The following is a 20,222-nucleotide window of genomic DNA, read 5'->3' on the forward strand; positions in this document are numbered from 1 at the left end:
GGTAAGCATTATATATAATATTTTTCCCAAAGGCTATTCAACTAAACATAGGTGTAACTCTCATTGGGTACAGTGACATGGGATCTTTTTAAAATAAGGCTCTGTTAAACGTTGATGTTGATTTTTACTCCAGGTTACTCACTTTCCTTATGGCGCACCACAAGACTCCTAGCAATTCCTTAAAAATCAACATGAATAAAAATCGACACAAGACTTTTGAGAACATAGTCAAAAATAAAGTAACTTCCCCCTATATAGTGGTAAAAAAATACATTTATTAATATTTATTATTACTATTAACGATTTTATTACTTATAATTGTAATAGAAACTACTGCTTTTTTTCACTAGCAATATATACTAATCATATATTTTACCATGTTTTAAAAAAAAGGAGGATGAATACCTTATGGATCGAAAACAATTTACCGCTAATAATAATAATGCATCCTCTACATTAAATTCACTTATCAATAGTAAATTACATAATAACGGTGCACATATTCTCTATATGTTCAATGAATATGACAAATATATCAACAACGCCGTTCCATTTATTGCAGAAGGTATTGATAAAGGACATACCATTGTCCTTATTGAAAACTGTGAGTTTATTAGAAGATTAAACAATAATCTTTTACGTCTAGGATATTCACAAAAGGATCTTGATGCAATCATAAAAATGGACTACGCTAGCTATTATTCTAAAAACAAAAACTTCGAAGCACAACGTAGCTCAGATAGTTTAAAAGATCTTTTGGAACCCTATATTGATTCGAAAATAACAACTCGCCTATGGGGGAAAGTGTTAGCACAAGGAGTACAAGTTACGGAATTAAGAGAATACGAATGTATGTGTGATGAGTATGTACAAGGTAAAAATATTATCTCAGTATGCACATACAACGCATTAGTAACTCCAGCTTATATACAAAATGAAATGTTGAAGGTTCATGACTATTTTATGCTTGATGAAAGAGTGGAGCTGTCTCCTTTCTACCATAAAACGAACTCTTCAGCCATAACGTACCAAGAAAAAAATAGGTTACAAAACATGGAAAGAGAAAATATCTCATTAATGAAAAAGAACGAACAACTACGAATGGAAAAAGACCAAGAAATAGTAAAAGTGCAACTTCTTCGTGAAGAGAAAACCAGTGCAGAAAATGCGAATAAGATGAAAAATACATTCCTATCACAAATGAGCCACGATTTACGTACGCCTTTGAATACGATCCTTGGTTATACACAAATCTTATTATTAGAGGAAAACAATACAGATAGTCAACACAGTTTAGGGAAGATTTATGATTCATCTATGGATTTATTAAAATTAATAGAAGAAATAATAGACTTCTCCGCAATTGAAGCTGGAAAAATAAGTTTACATATAGAAGATATCCATGTGAAATCCTTTGTTGAAAACTGTGTACATTCTATCTTTGAAACGCAGAGCGCTAAAATAGTCATCAAAATCGATTCTATCAGTGATGATTTGTACATCACAGCTGATAAATTACGATTACAACAGGTGATAACTAATTTAATTTCGAATGGTATGAAGTACAACAAGGAAAATGGCGAGGTTTCTATCTTTGTGGATTATAACCATTTAGAAAAGTCTGTAAAAATCAGTGTGAAGGACTCTGGAATTGGAATCCCTCATGATGAATTAGTATCTATCTTTAAACCGTTCTATCGAACGAAGGTGAGTCTTGAACAATGGAAAGGATCAGGAGTTGGATTGGCGATCGTTTCAAAGCTTACCAATAAAATGAATGGCTCCTATGGAGTTATGAGTGAAGAGGATATTGGATCTACCTTTTGGGTAACATTTGATGGATTTGTGGAAAAGAAAGCACCTTCTCACAGCATGATGCCTATTAATAGAGATCAACATATCCCTTCCTTATCGGGGAAGCTTAAGATTTTATATATTGAGGATAATGTAGATAATATTGAAGTATTATCGTCCATGTTACAAGTTATTGGCGATATTACATTTACATATGAAACTGCAGGGGAACAGGGTTTTGCTAAAGCAGTTAGGATACAGCCTGATCTTATTTTACTAGATTTACATTTACCTGATGTGAGCGGTTTATCTATATTAGCAAAATTGAAGGCTCATTCTCGTACAAAGGATATTCCTGTTGTAGTGGTCAGTGCTGAGGCAATCGAATCTACTATTAAACTGGCGCGAAAGGAAGGGTGCCAGAACTATTTAATGAAGCCAGTTGATATGAACAAACTTAGGGAAGTGATTTGGGAGCATTCTAATTCAAAGTAAGAAGTAGTTGTTTTGTTTAGTTTTATGTTTAAACACCACTTCTACTGTCAAAACTAGATTACAAGACATGGAGGGATGATATGAGGTTTTTATTGATATTTTCCATTATTTTCACCGTATCATGTTTTATCATTGTACTATCTATTGCCAAAGAAACTGGCGGGATGTTTGACAGCCAGTCCATTCGTTCCATCTATAAAGCAAATAGTAACCCTTTCTTTTTTCTCGATACGAATAGTACTTTTTACTATACCTACGCCCTAACAGAGAGCGCCTACATACAGGTTCGAAAGTTCGGACACTTTATTGCATACGGTATACTTGCCGTGATGATTTTTATCGTACTTTTTGATAAAAATGTGTTGCTAAGAGGTACGACCGCAGTTATAGCTGCTTCCATTATTGGGGCAATTGATGAATATCATCAGCATTTTCTCTTGGCACGTAGTGGTAGACTACTTGATATTTTTATCAACACCGCTGGTAGCATCCTATTTATTACCGCGATGATCCTTTTCCATTACCTTTTTAAAATAAAAGCAAAACTACGCTCCATTTATATAGAAAGATCTAGGTCAAGATCCATGTAAATGAGCTCATATATTGGAACATTGCTTCATGGTGGCACCACCATAAAAACTCCCCCTTTCTGGTTTCCAATATAAAAATTTGGCTTATAGCCAAGTCCTTAATAGAGATAGTATTCCTCCTTCTTATACTCTAACCCATTTGTGAAATGATACTTTCTGGTAGGGTTTAAAAATAGCAAATAGAGCCCTATCCATATATAAGGTCTCCATCTGCTTTATCAAACTACACGCAACTAGCAAGAATGAATCTCCGTCACTAAATCTAAACAAATATCACACCAATCCCAACGACTTCAATCCATTATAAACTCCGGAATCCGTAACCGACGTCGTTCTATGTTTTGCATACTCATATAGATCTGGATTGGCATTACCCATGGCGAATCCGTCTCCAACGAGAGACAGCATTTCCTTATCGTTCATCGCATCCCCAAAGGCGATGGCATCCTCTTTCTCTATTCCTAAAAGATCTAACACCTTCCCAACTGCCACACCTTTATTAACGCTGTCGCGGATCACATCGTACCCGTGCTCTTTTATGCCTTCCACATTGACCGCCGCAAGATGGATATTCCCCGCAGCTTCATACAATGCAGGCTCTTCTTTCCCTAAATTCAGCACACTCACACCAAGAATATCGTCCAGATACTTCGTTTCAAACAAGACATTGTGTTTCAAGTGAAATTTTTCAATAAACTCTTTTATACGCTTTGTTTCAAAACTACTAAGGACATTTTGCCCATTCGTATACATGACAAGATCATGCTCTCTTTTTTTCGCCACATCTAGGAAAAACTCGATAGTCTCCCTTGACATTGGTTCTATAAAAACATCCGATCCCTTATGTACTGCATACGCACCGTTGTATCCAATAAAGGATTGTACGTTAAGCTCCTCGCCAATCTCCCTAATTTCGTGAAGTGGGCGCCCAGTTGCAAGAAATACCTCCAACCCTTTTTCTTGAACACTTCGTACAGCTTCCTTCGTGGAATTCTCTATCGTATCATCAGGAGTTAAAATCGTACCATCGATATCTAAAAATAAAATTTTATGATGTATCATACATTTCATCCTCACTTCAATTTTACAATTAATACTATATATCAAATGATACCACTTTTTGAGTCGTTGAGAAAATAGGTTCCTTTCTTATCTCTCATCATGCACTAGACTATGTTGAAAGAAAAAGTGGAGGAGGATAAAAAAACTAATATCTTCGTGAGCCACTTCTAACATTGTAGCTGGCAATTCTGGCATGTGCTTGCATGTAGCCTCCAGGGGTATAATATAGCTCAAAGGCGACTCAGTAAGCTGTTTCGAAAGGCACCAAGCCTATCATGCCTCTCACTCCGTATCAAGACGGTGTTCTAACTGGAAATCGAGTCGCTCATGTTTTCACGGGCGAAGTGGCTCGATGGTATGTGAGCGAAAAGAGACTAGTGTCAAAACTGTTGTTTTCAACATGTCACTGGACTTATTCCTTTAATTCGCTGTATTTTCATGGAGCTTAGTATCAAACGCTTTTGGTTTCTCGCAGCTACTTTCCATGTGATAAAACTCTCCTTTTTCCGAGGATATGTGAAATCCATGCATCGCTTCTAAAACGTGATAGGCAAGTTCCCCATTGCTACGATGAGGGGAACCATGGAGGATTGCCCTCGCCATGTCTAAAACACCAAGTCCTCGACTGTTCTCATGATATTTTGAGATTAATGGTATTTCAACAAATTCCTGTTCACCTTTTTTACGTAGACGTACTGGGCCTCCAAACGTATTTGGATCTGGCACAAGCAATGTTCCTTCACTTCCGTATATCTCTATTGGAGGAAGGGAAGAACCGCCAAATGCGTCAAAACTTGTCGTTATCGTACCAATCGAACCTGATTGAAAATCCATCGTTCCTGATATATGTGTGGGTGTATTTACTTTCATTATCTTTCCAGCCTTCGGTTCACTTAAGATGGTTCTTTCAGGGTACGTAATTCGAGTCGTACCCGATAGGCGACGGATTGGCCCTAATAAAGCAATGAGGGTTGTTAAATAGTAAGGACCCATATCAAACATCGGTCCACCCCCATTATCATAATAAAACTCAGGATCTGGATGCCAATGCTCATGACCACGCCCTATTAGGAACGCAGATGCTCCAACTAACTCCCCAATCTCTCCTTGCTCAATTAACTGAAGTGCCGTTTGGATTCCCGCTCCTAAAAATGTGTCAGGTGCCCCTCCCACTAGTAACCCTTTTTCTTGAGCGAGATTCACGATTTTTTTCCCATCTTCTAAGGTAACTGCTAATGGTTTTTCTACATGGACATGCTTTCCTGCCTGTAGTGCTTGAATACATACCTCCGCATGGTCTTGAGGAGTTGTAAGATTTACAATGATATCAATGTTGGGGTCATCTAGGATTTCTGGAACTGTACACGCTTTCATTACATTGAATTTTTTAGCTTGAGCTTCTGCTTTTTCCATGATGATGTCTGAGCAAGCTACAAGCTCCAGTTCTGGAAATCCCGGAATATTTTCCATATAGATAGAACTTATATTTCCACATCCGATAATTCCTACATTCATTTTTTTCATTGGAATCCCTCCGATTATATGCTAGTTACTATCTCCCATACCTGAATAAACTCGATTATTCCCATTTCCAACCGCCCCGTACGTTGGAGCTTTCATTCCTTTGTATAATCCTTTTCCTTCTGCTGCCCATAAGAAACCATTTCGCATTATTTGAGTCACTTGCGGCATTGTTACAACATTCGCCACATGACCTAATGAGCTATAAAACACTCGTCCTAATCCCCAGCGTTTTGTCCAAACGACAGGCATATCAACAGGAGTATTCAGGGAATGAGGACCGACTACTACTGGAAAACGAGTCGTTGCCAAAACTTCGACGGCAGGATCCACATGTAAATAGTACTGCTCACTCACAACCTTAAAATCTTCTATTCCTTCTAGTAGGCCGCTAGAGGAGTGCTTGATATTCACCATATACTCCACACCATCGTTACCAGGATGTGCAACCCAGTTTCCTCCCGTCATAAACTGCCAATCTACATTGTTTCGGAAAGAATCACACATTCCACCATGACACCCTGCTATTCCAACCCCACTCATTACTGCTTCCGATATGTTGTTTACTAGGTTTTTTTCTATTTCTCCCATTGTCCAGTGAGGAATAATTAAATCAAGAGATTTTAATTTCTCAGGATCGGCATAGGCTTCCAGTGTATCGGAAACTTCTACTTCAACGTTTTCTTCTTGTAGAATTCCTTGAAAAATAGAAGCTACCTGCTCTGGTTCATGACCATCCCAGCCTCCCCAAACTATCAATGCTTTTTTCTTCATTGCTTGCACTCCTTTGTGTGAAAAATTGTTATTTGTAATTACACGTATCATATCGAGAGGACTGAAAAAACGAATTTTTTATTATTTCAGTGGTTTCATCATATCAAAGGAGATTTTTTATTCCTTGTCATAAAACAATATCTTTGTGCCAAATATTGCTCTTATTGAGAAAAGCACAAATCGCCACAATTTCACCTAAGATCTGCCCACAACCTGTCGGCAACGGCGTAAGTCGATATCCTGTCTCCCGGCGAATGGCGTTGTGTTTCGTTATATTGGTTTTGGAAGGAAAACTTGATTAGGATGAGTAGAGGACTTTTATTTTTTCTTCGGGAATGGGAATCGCTCTTCGATTCCCGTCGCTCCCTTCCTAACGCTACTTCGGGAATTCAAATCGCTCTTCAATTCCCGTTGCTCCCTTCCTAACGCTACTTCGGGAATCGAAACCGCTCTTCGATTCCCGTTGCTCCCTTCCTAACGCTACTTCGGGAATCGAAACCGCTCTTCGATTCCCGTTGCTCCCTTCCTAACACTACTTCGGGAATCGAAACCGCTCTTCGATTCCCGTTGCTCCCTTCCTAACGCTACTTCGGGAATCGAAACCGCTCTTCGATTCCCGTTGCGCCCTTCCTAACACTACTTCGGGAATTGAAATCGCTCTTCGATTCCCATTGGTCCCTTCCTAGCGCTACTTTGGGAATTGAAATCGCTCTTCAATTCCCGTTGCTCCCTTCCTAACGCTACTTCGGGAATTGAAATCGCTCTACAATTCCCGTCGCTCCCTTCCGCCTGCTCGTGTTATAGGAGTAGAGTCTCAGGAATGCTTCTTGCTTAACTGTTTTGCTTTCTATATTCTCTAGGAATGATGTTGCTTTCCTGCTTAAATGCACGATAAAACGTCCTCTGACTTTCAAATCCAGATTCATACGCGATCTCTGTAATACTCTTATTGGAATTACTTAACAAATACTGAGCATGTCTTACTCGAAGAGAATTAATGTACGTATTAAAATTGCTTCCTATTTTTTTTGAAAAAATCCGAGACAAATAATATTTACTCGCTCCAAGATGCTTCGCAACAGACTCAAGCGTAATCTCTTCTTGAAAATGATTCATAATATACACTAGCATTCTATGAGTTAGATTTGAATTAATACTCTGGTTTGTCTCTACTAGTGTGAGGCTTTCTAGAATTCTTCCAAGCATCATGGAAACATACCCTCTCAGTAATTTAATATCCATGTTTTTAGGGGATTCCTCTTGAAATGTGTTCATACAATATGGAATATCTTTGTGAATGCCTCTTGATTGTAAAAATGGAGTGGTAGGCTCATGTTGTAGTAACAGGTTTGAATAATCGGTGGCGATATCTATATTGAATATGAGTATTGCTATTTTACTAAACTCTGAAGTTTTGTAACTATGTATAGCATTAGGGAAGGATATGGCAAGCTCATTTGATTGCAAAACCTTACTTTGACCATTAATAGATACCTCCATCTCACCTTCAAGCACATATACAATTTCAATCTGTTGATGTAGATGAGGATGGAACGTCATATTTTTAACAGTGTTAAAGGAAAATGGGATTTCTCTATTTTCGTATACAATCACAAGTATCTCCCCTACCTCGTTTTTTCCTATTGATTTGCGAATAAAAAATGTGCATTTTTTCCGTTTCCACTTTAAATTTTACAGCGTGAAAACAAAAGTGTCTATGATTTTACAGAGATCTATAAGTATCTCTTGACAAAAGATAGATTTGCATTTAAATTAAAACCAAGTAAACTAATATGAATTATTATAATTAAGATGAAAGAGGGTCTTATCTTATGAATATCTCGTCTGTCATCCCTGGTGCAGAGGCTTTTCATATTCCTGGTAATAGCATCGGAATTCTCCTATGTCATGGATTTGTAGGTACACCTCAAAGTGTTGAATATATCGGTAAAAAATTCGCTGCTAAAGGATATACCGTAAGAGCACCACGACTTACTGGTCACGGTACGAATCCATATGATTTTGAAACTGCAACATATTATGATTGGATTTCGGATCTCGAGGCTAATTATTACGCGTTGAAAAAAACGTGTTCAGAAATTTATGTAGCTGGTCAATCTATGGGCGGACTATTGGCTCTAGTTTTGGCAAGTAAAATAAAAGATATTGCTGGAATTATTACTATAAACGTGGCATATGAAGTGCCTGGTTATGAAAAATATAAAAATAGAGTTTCCCCTAGGTTTCTTGAGGAATCGGCACCAGACATGAAAGCAGAAGGAGTTCATGAAATAACGTATCCTGTTGTTCCAATTACAGCGATCAAGGAACTACTTCGTCTCAAGCAATATACGAAAAGCGTTATTCAGGATGTGGAATGCCCAGTATTGCTGTTTCATTCGACGATTGATAATGTGGTGCCACCTGCTTGTACGATGGATGTGTTTGACGAGGTTCGCTCAACTCATAAAGAAATAATAGAGCTTAAAAATTCGTATCACGTAGCATCCATGGATTTTGATAGAGACAACATTGTAAACGATGCTGACCTTTTTATTAGGAAAGTTAGCAGCATACGCGCAAACATAGCGACTATTAATTCAATATAGAAGATCAGCATGGGAAGCAAGGTCGGTTTGTTAGTGGGAGACAGTTCTTAGTGTTCTGAGTAGGATTAATTATAATTGGAAGCAGGGAGAACCGTCCCCGATGCTTCTTCTAAACGGAAGCACGAGAACCGTCCCCAACGCTTCCACCAACATAGAAAGGACGATTATAATATGAAATTTAGTTACATACAAAACCTTTATTGCCCGAAGTGTGATAATACATATCCGCACGAGGAGCAAATTAATTTATGTAAGTGTGGCTCTCCTCTTCTCGTAAACTACGATTATGAAGAGCTAAAAAAGAATCTATCAAAAGAAGACTTGATTGGGAGACAGCCAACATTATGGCGTTATCATGAGCTTCTTCCGGTAACAAACGAGGAAAATGTTGTTACGTTAGGTGAGGGTATGACGCCCCTGCTTCCAATGCCTGTTTTAGAAAAGGAATACGACGTTGCTCAGTTATGGATGAAGGATGAAGGTCTTCTTCCTACTGGATCTTTTAAAGCGCGAGGATCTGCAGTTGGTGTATCGAAAGCGAAAGAAGTTGGCATCAAGGAGCTAGCGATGCCGACGAACGGAAACGCTGGTGCTGCTTGGGCCCTTTATGCCACTCGTGCAGGAATCAAATCTCATATTATCATGCCAATCGACGCTCCACTTATTACGAGAAAAGAAGTCTACATATCTGGTGCGGACCTTCACCTTGTTGATGGGGTCATTAGTGATGCTGGAAAAATCGTGGGTCAGTCTGCTCATAAACACGGATGGTTCGAAGCTTCTACTCTGAAGGAGCCATACCGCATCGAAGGTAAGAAAACAATGGGCTTGGAAATCGCAGAGCAATTAGGTTGGGAAGTTCCTGATGTGATCCTCTACCCTACTGGTGGTGGAGTAGGAATCATCGGAATCTATAAAGCTTTGAAAGAATTAATGAAACTTGGCTGGATTGAAGAAGGCAAAATGCCAAGACTCGTTGCGGTTCAAGCGGAGGAATGTGCTCCAATCGTGAAGGCATTCCAAGAGAAAAAAGCAGCTTCCGAGTTTTGGCCTGATTCGAAAACGAAAGCATTCGGAATTAACGTACCGAAAGCTCTCGGAGACTTCTTAGTGTTAGAAGCCATCTATGAAACGGATGGCTACGCAATTGCAATCAGCGACGAAGATCTATTAAAAGAACAACAGCTTGTTGCGCAAAAAGAAGGTGCCTTTATTTGTCCAGAGGGGGCAGCAACATTCGCAGCCGTCCGCCAGCTAAAGGAACAAGGCTGGTTGAAGTCAGAGGATCGAGTTTTATGCTTAAACACAGGCATGGGAATCAAGTATCCTGAAACAGTCCAAGAAGAAGCACCAATTTTGCCAAAGGATTCTACTATTTAAGGGAAAGGGTAAAGCATTACTTAAGTTTTACAAGGTCACTGAAAAAATACGAGCCATCTCTACAGTGTTTTCGAAAATAGAGAAAAAAACTAAATCAATATCGTTATTACCATTTTTTTACACAACTTTTTAAAACAGAGAGGATGAAATTTGTGAAGAAACTGAGTTTACTGTCCCAAATACTAATCGCATTCGCTTTAGCGATTCTACTCGGCCTTATTTTTCCAACAGCAATAGCAGTCGTTAAACCATTAGGGGATTTATTCCTACGACTCATTCAATTCATCATTGGACCGTTAATTGTTGCGACCCTTATCACTGGGGTATCGAGCTTAGGCGATCCAAAAAAACTAGCAACATTAGGATCAAAATCGATTTTGTACTTCTTATGCACAACATTTTTCGCAGTAACACTTGGTTTAACTGCTGGACTACTGTTTTCGCCAGGAATTGGCTTAGACGTACCAGTGCCTGAAGCTGGATCAGTGGAGGTTCGTGAAACAGACGGAGTAATCGCAACATTACTCAACATCATTCCTACGAACCCATTTGCGGCACTCGCTCAGCAAAACATCCTGCAAATCATCTTCTTCTCTGTTGCGGTAGGGATCGGAATTACGTTTGTTGGGGAAAAAGCGAAACCAGTTCAAGCATTTTTTGATGGGTTTTCCAGTGTGATGTTCACGATCACTGGTGCGATCATGAAGCTAGCGCCAATCGGGGTATTTGGGATCATGGCTCCAATCGTTGGTGATTACGGATTGGCGATTTTAATGCCGTTAATGAAGGTGATAGCAGCAGTGGCTCTTGCATGTATCTTACACGTTGTGGTGATTTATGGATTGGCTGTGAAGACGCTTGGAAAAATAAGTCCGCTCCAGTTTTTCAAAGGGATGGCCCCTGCAGCAGCCGTTGCCTTCTCCACGTCGAGTAGTGCGGCAACTCTGCCATTGACGATGAAAAATGCAACGGAGAACGTTGGTGTTTCTAAGGAAACAAGTAGTTTTGTATTACCTTTGGGTGCAACGATTAACATGGATGGCGGAGCGATTTACCAAGGGGTCGCCGTAATCTTCGTAGCACAGTTCTTTGGCCATAGCTTATCGGTGTTGGACTTTGGAATCGTTATGCTAACCGCGACGTTGGCCTCTATTGGGGCTGCTGGGGTTCCAGGAGCAGGCTTGATCATGTTAACGATGGTTCTCACTTCCGTTGGATTACCAATCGAAGGGGTTGCACTCGTTGCAGCGATCGACCGAATTTTAGATATGTTCCGAACAGCAACAAACGTGTTGGGAGACGCAACAGGCTCCGTAGTAGTGGACCGTTCGGAGAATAAGGAAAAAGCATTTACGCAGAAGTCAGCGTAAATGTTGGAAGCATCGGGGAAGCATCGGGGACGGTTCTTAGTGCTTCTAATTAGAATAACTATAAAGAGAAGCAGCGAGAACCGTCCCCACTGCTTGCACTACTTCCTAAACTGAAGCACGAGAACCGTCCCCACTGCTTCCACTGCTTCTCTCCCACCTTTGGGCTAGGGTCCAGAAGATGAGTAAAAGTACAAAGATGATTGCTGCTCCTAGGAAGACGTGAAATACGGTTCCCCCCAGGGAAAATAGCAAATAGGACACGAGTGGGCCCATAGCAGCACCGAAGTCGAGGAAAACGGTGTAAGTGGTCATTAATTTGTTGGCGTCCTGACCTTGTGCTTCGTCAGAGGTTAAGGCGTCCACCAATGTTGTTAAAGCGGTGGACGCGGCCATCACAACTAATGTTATACCAATCCAGATTGCCATCGGAAATGGTAATGGAATCATGATAAATCCTACCGCCGATATAGCTAACGACCATAAGAATAATGGCATCCTTCCTCGTTCCCCATCAGACCATCTCCCCATCCTCACTGCTAAGTAAGGCTCCCAAAGCCAACGAACTCCCTGTAAAATACCCGCCAAAGCTGTAATACCGATAGTCCAACTAAGGAATGAAATTTCCTCTCCAAAATGCATCGACATTACTAGACTAATAGAAGAATTAAACATTCCCTGAATAAGAAATGCCAAGATCATCCCGCTAGCGATGATTGTTACCGCCTTGAATGTAAAACCAAAAAACATTTTTCTAGGAACAGAAACAGGACTATTTTTTTCCGAAAGCGTAGCAGTCGTAGTTTTCGCAACTGTCGGAACAGCCATATACACGAGTGGCAAGCCAACGATCATAATTACACCAAACAAAATAGCCGTACCATGAAAACCGAAAATAGTCACTAAAATACCACCACCGATCATACCGCCTAAGCTCCCGAGACGATAAAGTCCATTATACCGCCCCATATTCTCCCCCCTATTTGCATCCGTAGAGGCGTCTAATACCGTGAAAAAACCACCGAGACGGAGAAAGGACCATGAAATACCCCACAAAAGGCGCAATATAATCCAAATAACTAAACCAGTGCCCACACCATAGCCAATTGTAGTAATAATTGCTAGAATTACAGAAATAAATAGGCCGGTTCTGAGCTGCAAACGGCGATACATAAACCCAACTAAAGGATTAACTGGGATTCGGACGAAGCGATTTAAGGAGAGAATGAGACCCACTTCCCATAACGATTGAAGCCCCACTTGCTTGTAAAAAATAGGGAGCGCTACGTACAACATGGAATCCCCTAAGAGACACAGGGCTGTTACGAGTGCCACGACAGTAACTCGTTTATTCTTGTTGTCATTATTGGATTCTTTCACATGGAAAACCACCTAAATTTGATTTATCTTGCGTGCTAGTTACGAAACATGGCAGGATTTCATAAGGATATGATCATTTCATTCATCGGCTCCTACGAAACGTTTACCTACCTTTACTTCACTTTCTGTTTTAAAAGATTGTTTTCTAAAACGATTGCTACACCGTCTTCTTCGTTTGACTTGGTCACATAATTGGCTGAAAACTTTAGTTTTGCTGGTGCGTTTTCCATTGCTACACCGAGGTTTGCATAAGCAATCATTGATTCATCATTTAAATAGTTACCGAATGCCATCGTCTGGGAATGATCAACTTGAAAGTTTTCCGCGAGTAATGCAAGGGCCTTCCCTTTACTTACATTGTCATCAACAATGTCGATGGAATCTTCACTACTACGAAACATCACGAGCCCCGCGTCAGCAACATAAGGAGCAACCCAATCCTCTACAAAGTCCATATCCTCTTGTTTTCCGAGAATCGAAGTCTTGAAAATTGGTTCCTTCACTTCTGTTACATCAGCCACAAGTTTAATAGGTACCTTGATTCTGCGCTTGCCACCATTGATTTTGGCATAGACATTGTCCACATAATAAGCACTTTCTGTACCGAAAACGTGTAGACATTCCCGTTGTTTCAGTACTTTGCTGAGTTCACTGACTCGGTTCCAAGAATACGTGAATTTCAACGTCTCCGATGGTAGTTTAATGTAGGCACCATTAAAGGATACGTACGTATTCGTAAGCCCCAACTCCTCCAATATAGGAGTGGTTACTAATGGGTGCCGCCCTGTAGCGATGACAACTTTATTTCCTTGTTCTACAACTTTACCGAGCGTTATTTTCGTAAAACTAGAAAGCTTCCCTTGATCATTAAGCAGCGTTCCATCTAAATCTATTCCTATTAAATACATAATCTACCTACCTTCTAATTTTGTAGATTTTTCTCTAAAAAACATGAGTAGTATCATTCATCTTGGTTATTTCTATGGGTAAAACGCAAGAATCGAATCAGAATAAACCCAGTACAAATAAGAAAAAGGTAATGAGTGAGGTAATACCTCATTACCTATTGATAGTACTTTTTAAAGTGCTGGTTCGGGTAAATCCTCCCCTTCTACTAAACTACGGAGACTGCCTGAATCCCGAGGAAGTTCGCATTTTTAGTTAGAATAGTTCTATTTAGAAGCAGGGGGAACCGTCCCCAGTGCTTCTATTTAGAATAGTTCCATTTAGAAGCAGGGAGAACCGTCCCCAATGCTTCCTACTGGGATGCGCGGACGTTTACTAGGTCTGTGCGTTTTTGTAGATAACGTGTGATCATCTCAGCTGCTAGGATCATACCGAAGATTACTAGGGTTACACCCAATACTTGGTCGTATGCCATAACTCTCGATGCGCGGACAAGCTCCCAACCGATTCCTCCTGCTCCAACTACTCCTAGTACAGCAGCATATCGCAGATTAATATCAAACCGAAACACAGACCATGAAATGAAAATAGTCATAATGCTTGGGATGATTCCTTGCATGATCACCTGGAACTTTGATGCTCCTGTTGCACGCATAGCATCAATTACACCGTGGTCGATCTCTTCAATCGCTTCTGCGTACACTTTTAATAGCATCCCAATACTGTTTACAGCTAACGCCAAAATACCTGGAGTTGGCCCAAGTCCTACTGCAATAATAAATAAAATTGCCCAAATTAACGCAGGTACCGCTCGTACAAACGCCGCGAATCCCTTTACTAAATAGCTAATGCTAATGTGTGGCGATAGGTTTTTTGCTGCAAAAACAGCGAGAGCAATGGAGAAGATTACTCCCCAAAACGTTCCCATCACTGCTACTTGAAGTGACTGAATTGCCGCTCCGAAAATATCAATAGGCTCATCTAACGTAGGAGGGAACATTCCTTTTACAAGATGTTCCGCCCTACTAAACGCTTGAAGTATACGCTCATCAATGATTCCTATCTTGAACAAACTAAACACAAAGAAAAAGAATGCTAGCAATCCAATAATTATTTTCGTTTGATTTTCTTTATAATTTCTTATGTGACTCATAGAATTTTCTCCCTAATTTTCGCCGTCGTGAACTCTACAATCAAAATAAGTGCAAAAATCATTAAAATCCCTACAGACGCTTGCTTGTATTGGAACAGATTAATATTCCCTTGCAACGTGTACCCGATTCCACCTGCTCCTATAATTCCTAACACTGCCGCTTCACGAATGTTTAAATCCATTTTATAAAGAGACCATGCCACGAAACCAGTTTTAAATTGCGGCCAAACTCCTTGGCCCATTATTTGGAACCAGCTCGCACCGGTTGCTCGAATCGCTTCCACTTGCCCTTTATCAATTTCCTCTAAAATATCCGCGAACGCTTTCCCTAAGATCCCTACTCCGCCAATACCTAATGCTAACGTACCAGCTAACGGCCCAAGTCCTAGTGCAACAACAAATATCATCCCGATGATAATTGCCGGTACGGCACGAATGAAGGTAATCACAGATCTACTTGCAAACGCAAGTGCAGGATGGAACGACGTATTTTTCGCCGCCATCACTCCAAAAAATAACGATAAAACAACAGAAATCACCATACCTACATAACTCATATACAACGTTTGTAACGCAGGGTTGATATATCTTGGAATAGCACTAAAATCTGGTGGTAATAAGTTAGTGAAAATAAAGACCGTTATGTTTGTGATCCCAGTATATAGGAAGGACAAACTAAAGTTCGTTCCTATCCATGACCAAACAACTAAAAATGCGAGTAGTGACCAAATCATTACCTTATTAAAAAGAAGAGCTTTCTTCCGTCGCTTTAATTCCGATAATAAATTGGTTTTCTCCGCTTCCACTTTTAAGGGTTCCAGCTTCTCAGCTTGCATTCCCATGAAAAAACCTCCTCCATTGTTCAAGGCTATAAACGTTTAAACCGTTATTTTATCGTAATATAAATGATTAATAATACCGTCCGTAAGTTCTTTCGGTTTACCGTCAAAAACAACTTCTCCCGCTTTGATTCCAATGATCCGATCAGCAAATTGTTTAGCAAAATCCACTTGGTGAAGGTTTACTATCGAGGTAATTCCATCTTCCTGACAAACCTTTTTCAAGTAATTCATCACGTTCTCAGATGATGATGGATCCAAACTCGCAATTGGCTCATCTGCCAAAATCAACGATGGAGACTGAGCGATGGCTCTTGCAATCCCAACGCGTTGCTGCTGACCTCCAGACAATTCATCCGCACGCTTAAACGCTTGTTGACCCAAACCTACTCGTTCTAATATAGCTAAAGCTTCCTCCGTATCCTCTTCGGAGAACCTCCCAAATCCACCCTTCAACGAAGGCATATACCCTAATCTTCCGTGGAGAACATTTTGATACGTAGGTGAACGTTTGATGAGATTAAAGTGTTGAAAAATCATGCCGATTCTCCGTCTAATATGACGCAGCTGCTTTCCTTTTGCCTTCGTTACATTTTCTCCCTCAAACACAATCTCACCAGAAGTAGGAACGTTTAATAAGTTAAGGGAACGCATAAATGTACTTTTCCCCGCTCCACTAGGACCAATAATGGAAACAAGCTCTCCACGGTGGATTTTAATGTTTATATTTTTTAGTGCTTCTGTTCCATCAGGAAACACCATGCTCACATTCTTTGTTTCTAACATAACTTCAGACATAGATACGTACTTCCTTTCTTATCAACATGATAAATTACGTTAAGTTGTTAATCATTTCATAAACTTTCTAATACCCTTTTCATCATGCTAGGGGTTTTATTCAAATTGATTTTAATGAAAAGCAACTCCACTTTTGTTTTCCAAAGAAAAAGGAGAAGGCAAGCAAAACTTCTCACCTTCTGCTCAATGGGTTATTTTAAAAGTTCTTCAGGACTCATGTTGAGAGCATCCGCAGTATCTTGTACTACCTGATACTCTTCATGACTGATTGGAATAAATCCACCCAAATATTCGTTGTCGATTAAGAATTGCTTCCCTACTTCATCATTGATCATGTTGTAGAAAGCTTCTGCAACAGCAGTTTTAAATGATTGTGGTAAGTCACCTTGAATTACATACGGTCCACCTGGAATTGGTTCTGATTCATGGAACACTTTTAATTGATCAAAGTTCGGGTGATCGTTCACTCGTTCGAAAACTCGTTCAATACAAGTACTACAAACACCTGCAGTATCCACATCACCGTTTAATATAGAGTAAAGGGATGCTTCATGACTTCCTGAGAAAACTACTTGAGAAGGGAAATCATCTACATTGTCCATTGTTAAACCAAGCTCGTTAATTAGCATTGCTTTCGGAAATAAATGTCCTGAAGTGGAAGCTGGATCTGCATATGCTAAAGATTTTCCTTCAATATCTGCTAAGCTATCAACACCAGTTTCTTCTAATGTAATCATTTGAGCATAATAGAAAATATCGTCTAATGTTCCACCTTCCACGTTTACTGGAATCGCGAAGGCTTCTCCATTTGCACGTTCATTGGCGATTAAGTAAGAAAACGGCCCGAAACTAGATGCATGTAAGTGACCATTTGCCATCGCTTCGATTAGTGCTGTGTAGCTAGTTCCGTAAAACAGTTCCACATCGATTCCTAATTCCGCTTCTAAATATTCATTCATTCCGTCAAAACGTTTTGCTAACTCTGCTTGATCTTCTGTTGGAAGTATTCCAAAGATGAATTTTGATGGCCAGTCAGCTCTATCGTCTGTTGCATCGTTATTTTCGTTGTTGTTGGTGTTATTGCTATTGTCATTGTTCGAGCTTGATCCTGCTGGTTGCTGTGCATCTGCTGTCGGTGTGTCATTGTTGTTTCCGCAAGCTGCTAATAATGTGAGTAATAATGTCAAAAGTAATCCCGCTTGAATTATTTTTTTCATAGTAATTGATATCCTCCTCTAATTTGAACTACACGTATTATTTTGCCGTAATACTGTTAACAACATATAAAGTGGACATGTAGAGTTTTTGGATATTGTGAATGGGAAGTTCATACAATTAATAGTTTGGGAGTGTGGATTTAGGAATAGTGTCCATATGTAAATGCTTACTCGGTTGTTTAGTAGGTAAAGGCCCGTTTTGATGAACTGGGTTCTCAATTGGTAATTATGAATAGATGTTTATAAAGTTAAAGGTTTATTTTGGCGGTGCGGGGAGGCATCGGGGAGCAGTGGGAGGAAGCGATGGGGACGGTTCTCACTGCTTCTATTTAGAATAACTATAAAAAGAAGCAGCGAGAACCGTCCCCACTGCTTTTGGTGGAATAAATATGGGATGTGATTACTATGAATAAAATGGAGTAAAGAAAAAGGATGTGAGATAGTGACAAAATCAAGTGAATTTGCGATTGAGGCAGATGGTTTGGTAAAGATTTTCGGGAAGAATCGTGCTGTTGATGGGGTTACTCTGAGGGTACGGAAAGGTACTGTTTATGGTTTTTTAGGTCCGAACGGTGCTGGCAAGACGACAACTGTTAGAATGCTTGCTACATTACTACAACCAGATGAAGGTACTGCAACAGTTTTGGGCTATGACCTTGCGACAGAAGGCAATGAGGTGCGCAGTCGAGTCAGTCTTACAGGACAATTCGCTTCGGTTGATGAGGATCTTACTGGATTTGAAAACTTGATTTTGATTGGAAGATTACTTGGTTTTTCCAAAACAGAAGCAAAAGAGCGTGCTTTACAGCTGTTGCGTGCATTTGATTTAGAGGTTGCAGCAAAAAGACAGGTGAAAAAATACTCTGGTGGGATGCGTAGAAGATTGGATATCGCTGCAAGCATAGTTGTTACACCTGATCTGTTATTTCTTGACGAACCTACGACAGGACTAGATCCCCGAAGCCGAAATCAAGTTTGGGATATTGTTCGGACCCTTGTGAAGTCAGGAACGACTGTTTTGTTAACGACACAATATTTGGATGAAGCAGATCAACTAGCTGACCGAATTGCGGTAATTGATCAAGGAAGAATTATCGCGGAAGGAACGAGCAGTGAATTAAAATCATCTGTTGGCTCAGGCTCCCTTACTGTAAGAGTACTGGATCCAGAGATGAGAGAGGATGCGGAACGAGTTTTATCGAAAAAATTGGCGGCACCTATTCACCTCTCCACATCGGATCCTACGGCGTTATCTGCAGAGGTCACCGATTCTGAATTAGCCGCCACTGCATTAGGAGAGCTTACTCGCATTGGAATTAAGGTGACTGATTTCTCACTAGGTCAGCCAAGTCTTGACGAAGTTTTCCTAACAATAACTGGCCGATCAGCAGAAGAAGTAGCAACGAATTCGAAACAGCAGGAGGAGAATGTAGGATGAGCGCATCGACCAGTACAACTACAAATCCTCGCTCAAGTGAATTGTTGCAGGATGTTTTGTCAGAGCGAACTCGCCCAAAACGCCCTAACGCCATTCGAACTTCGTTGACCCTCGGCTGGCGTGCTTTGTTAAAAATAAAATATGTACCTGAGCAATTGTTAGATGTTACCGCATTCCCAATTATGTTCTTATTAATGTTTACTTACTTATTCGGCGGTGCCATCGCTGGCTCTACAGGTGAATATTTGCAATTTCTCTTACCAGGAATTTTGGCAATGACGATCGTAACGATCACGATGTACACCGGGATCGAATTAAATAATGATATTTCAAAGGGCATTTTTGACCGCTTCCGCTCGTTACCAATTTGGAGACCTTCCGTACTCGTTGGCATGCTTCTTGTTGATGCACTTCGCTATACAATTGCATCTGCAATTATGATCACGCTTGGGCTAATCATGGGGTTTCGTCCGGATGGAGGTTTCGTTGGAGTGCTTGCTGCTGTAGGATTGTTAATCATATTCTCCTTTAGCTTGTCATGGATTTGGACCACCCTGGGTTTACTTCTACGCTCGGAAAAATCGTTGATGGGGGTAAGCATGCTTGTCCTTTTTCCGTTAACATTTGTCAGCAATGTGTTTGTGGATCCACGAACGCTTCCTTCATGGTTGGAGGCATTTGTGGATGTAAACCCCATCTCTCTTTTGGTGACCGCTATACGAGGTTTGATGCATGGCACAGCAGCCGCTGGTGATATTTTGTGGGTACTAATTGCAAGCTTTGTAATCATCGTGATATTTGCCCCACTTACGATGTATATGTATCGAAACAAAAGCTAATTAGAGGAATCGATGGAAGCGATGGGGACGGTTCTCAGTGCTTCTATTTAGAATAACTAT

17 protein-coding genes are annotated in these 20,222 nt (G+C 40.2%); 7 read left to right on the plus strand and 10 right to left on the minus strand.

Features of this window, described 5'->3' with window-relative positions:
- Window positions 1-408: 408 nt before the first annotated feature.
- A complete protein-coding gene (locus ACERII_RS22050) occupies window positions 409-2,289 on the plus strand; it encodes an ATP-binding protein (protein ID WP_373645132.1) in 1,881 nt (626 codons plus the stop codon).
- Window positions 2,290-2,369: 80 nt separating this feature from the next.
- A complete protein-coding gene (locus ACERII_RS22055; protein WP_373645133.1) occupies window positions 2,370-2,879 on the plus strand; it encodes a VanZ family protein in 510 nt (169 codons plus the stop codon).
- A 273-nt stretch (window positions 2,880-3,152) separates the two neighbouring features.
- On the opposite strand, the gene ACERII_RS22060 is transcribed toward ACERII_RS22055, so the two are convergent.
- The 4 genes from ACERII_RS22060 to ACERII_RS22075 all read right to left on the minus strand — a co-directional run bounded on the left by ACERII_RS22060 (window position 3,153) and on the right by ACERII_RS22075 (window position 7,850).
- Window positions 3,153-3,941 (minus strand): HAD family hydrolase, encoded by a 789-nt coding sequence (locus ACERII_RS22060; RefSeq protein ID WP_373645134.1) that lies wholly within the window; start codon window positions 3,939-3,941, stop codon window positions 3,153-3,155.
- 420 nt (window positions 3,942-4,361) lie between these two features.
- The gene (locus ACERII_RS22065) at window positions 4,362-5,465 is read right to left on the minus strand and encodes a Gfo/Idh/MocA family protein (RefSeq protein ID WP_373645135.1); all 1,104 of its coding nucleotides are present in this window, start codon (window positions 5,463-5,465) and stop codon (window positions 4,362-4,364) included.
- Between the two features lie 21 nt (window positions 5,466-5,486).
- Window positions 5,487-6,236, minus strand: a complete 750-nt coding sequence (locus tag ACERII_RS22070) for a ThuA domain-containing protein (RefSeq protein ID WP_373645136.1) — start codon at window positions 6,234-6,236, stop codon at window positions 5,487-5,489.
- Window positions 6,237-7,067: 831 nt separating this feature from the next.
- The gene (locus tag ACERII_RS22075; RefSeq protein ID WP_373645137.1) at window positions 7,068-7,850 is read right to left on the minus strand and encodes an AraC family transcriptional regulator; all 783 of its coding nucleotides are present in this window, start codon (window positions 7,848-7,850) and stop codon (window positions 7,068-7,070) included.
- Window positions 7,851-8,068: 218 nt separating this feature from the next.
- On the opposite strand from ACERII_RS22075, the gene ACERII_RS22080 reads away from it, so the two are divergent.
- From ACERII_RS22080 to ACERII_RS22090, 3 genes are all read left to right on the plus strand, one after another.
- Entirely contained in the window at window positions 8,069-8,845 is a 777-nt protein-coding gene (locus ACERII_RS22080; protein WP_373645138.1) for an alpha/beta hydrolase, read from the plus strand.
- Window positions 8,846-9,016: 171 nt separating this feature from the next.
- Window positions 9,017-10,225, plus strand: a complete 1,209-nt coding sequence (locus tag ACERII_RS22085; protein ID WP_373645139.1) for a threonine synthase — start codon at window positions 9,017-9,019, stop codon at window positions 10,223-10,225.
- Window positions 10,226-10,368: 143 nt separating this feature from the next.
- The gene (locus ACERII_RS22090) at window positions 10,369-11,595 is read left to right on the plus strand and encodes a dicarboxylate/amino acid:cation symporter (protein WP_373645140.1); all 1,227 of its coding nucleotides are present in this window, start codon (window positions 10,369-10,371) and stop codon (window positions 11,593-11,595) included.
- 105 nt (window positions 11,596-11,700) lie between these two features.
- On the opposite strand, the gene ACERII_RS22095 is transcribed toward ACERII_RS22090, so the two are convergent.
- The 6 genes from ACERII_RS22095 to ACERII_RS22120 all read right to left on the minus strand — a co-directional run bounded on the left by ACERII_RS22095 (window position 11,701) and on the right by ACERII_RS22120 (window position 17,885).
- Window positions 11,701-12,972 carry an MFS transporter gene (locus ACERII_RS22095; RefSeq protein ID WP_373645141.1) on the minus strand — a complete coding sequence of 424 codons (1,272 nt, stop codon included), beginning with the start codon at window positions 12,970-12,972 and terminating at the stop codon, window positions 11,701-11,703.
- A 113-nt stretch (window positions 12,973-13,085) separates the two neighbouring features.
- Window positions 13,086-13,880: a Cof-type HAD-IIB family hydrolase gene (locus ACERII_RS22100; protein ID WP_373645142.1), complete on the minus strand. Its 795-nt coding sequence runs from the start codon at window positions 13,878-13,880 to the stop codon at window positions 13,086-13,088.
- A gap of 350 nt (window positions 13,881-14,230) precedes the next feature.
- The gene (phnE, locus tag ACERII_RS22105) at window positions 14,231-15,031 is read right to left on the minus strand and encodes a phosphonate ABC transporter, permease protein PhnE (RefSeq protein ID WP_373645143.1); all 801 of its coding nucleotides are present in this window, start codon (window positions 15,029-15,031) and stop codon (window positions 14,231-14,233) included.
- Window positions 15,028-15,873 carry a phosphonate ABC transporter, permease protein PhnE gene (gene phnE / locus ACERII_RS22110; protein WP_373645144.1) on the minus strand — a complete coding sequence of 282 codons (846 nt, stop codon included), beginning with the start codon at window positions 15,871-15,873 and terminating at the stop codon, window positions 15,028-15,030. Before phnE (ACERII_RS22110) ends, phnE (ACERII_RS22105) begins: the two co-directional genes overlap by 4 nt.
- 36 nt (window positions 15,874-15,909) lie before the next feature.
- A complete protein-coding gene (phnC, locus tag ACERII_RS22115) occupies window positions 15,910-16,668 on the minus strand; it encodes a phosphonate ABC transporter ATP-binding protein (RefSeq protein ID WP_373645145.1) in 759 nt (252 codons plus the stop codon).
- 191 nt (window positions 16,669-16,859) lie between these two features.
- Window positions 16,860-17,885: a phosphate/phosphite/phosphonate ABC transporter substrate-binding protein gene (locus tag ACERII_RS22120; protein WP_373645146.1), complete on the minus strand. Its 1,026-nt coding sequence runs from the start codon at window positions 17,883-17,885 to the stop codon at window positions 16,860-16,862.
- A 439-nt stretch (window positions 17,886-18,324) separates the two neighbouring features.
- Between ACERII_RS22120 and ACERII_RS22125 the strand changes: the two genes are divergently transcribed.
- A complete protein-coding gene (locus ACERII_RS22125) occupies window positions 18,325-19,323 on the plus strand; it encodes an ATP-binding cassette domain-containing protein (protein ID WP_373645165.1) in 999 nt (332 codons plus the stop codon).
- Window positions 19,320-20,162 (plus strand): ABC transporter permease, encoded by an 843-nt coding sequence (locus tag ACERII_RS22130; RefSeq protein ID WP_373645147.1) that lies wholly within the window; start codon window positions 19,320-19,322, stop codon window positions 20,160-20,162. The genes ACERII_RS22125 and ACERII_RS22130 overlap by 4 nt, the downstream gene beginning before the upstream one ends.
- Window positions 20,163-20,222: the final 60 nt, after the last annotated feature.

It is taken from the genome of Evansella sp. AB-rgal1 (assembly GCF_041820985.1).
Classification (GTDB): domain Bacteria; phylum Bacillota; class Bacilli; order Bacillales; family Salisediminibacteriaceae; genus Evansella.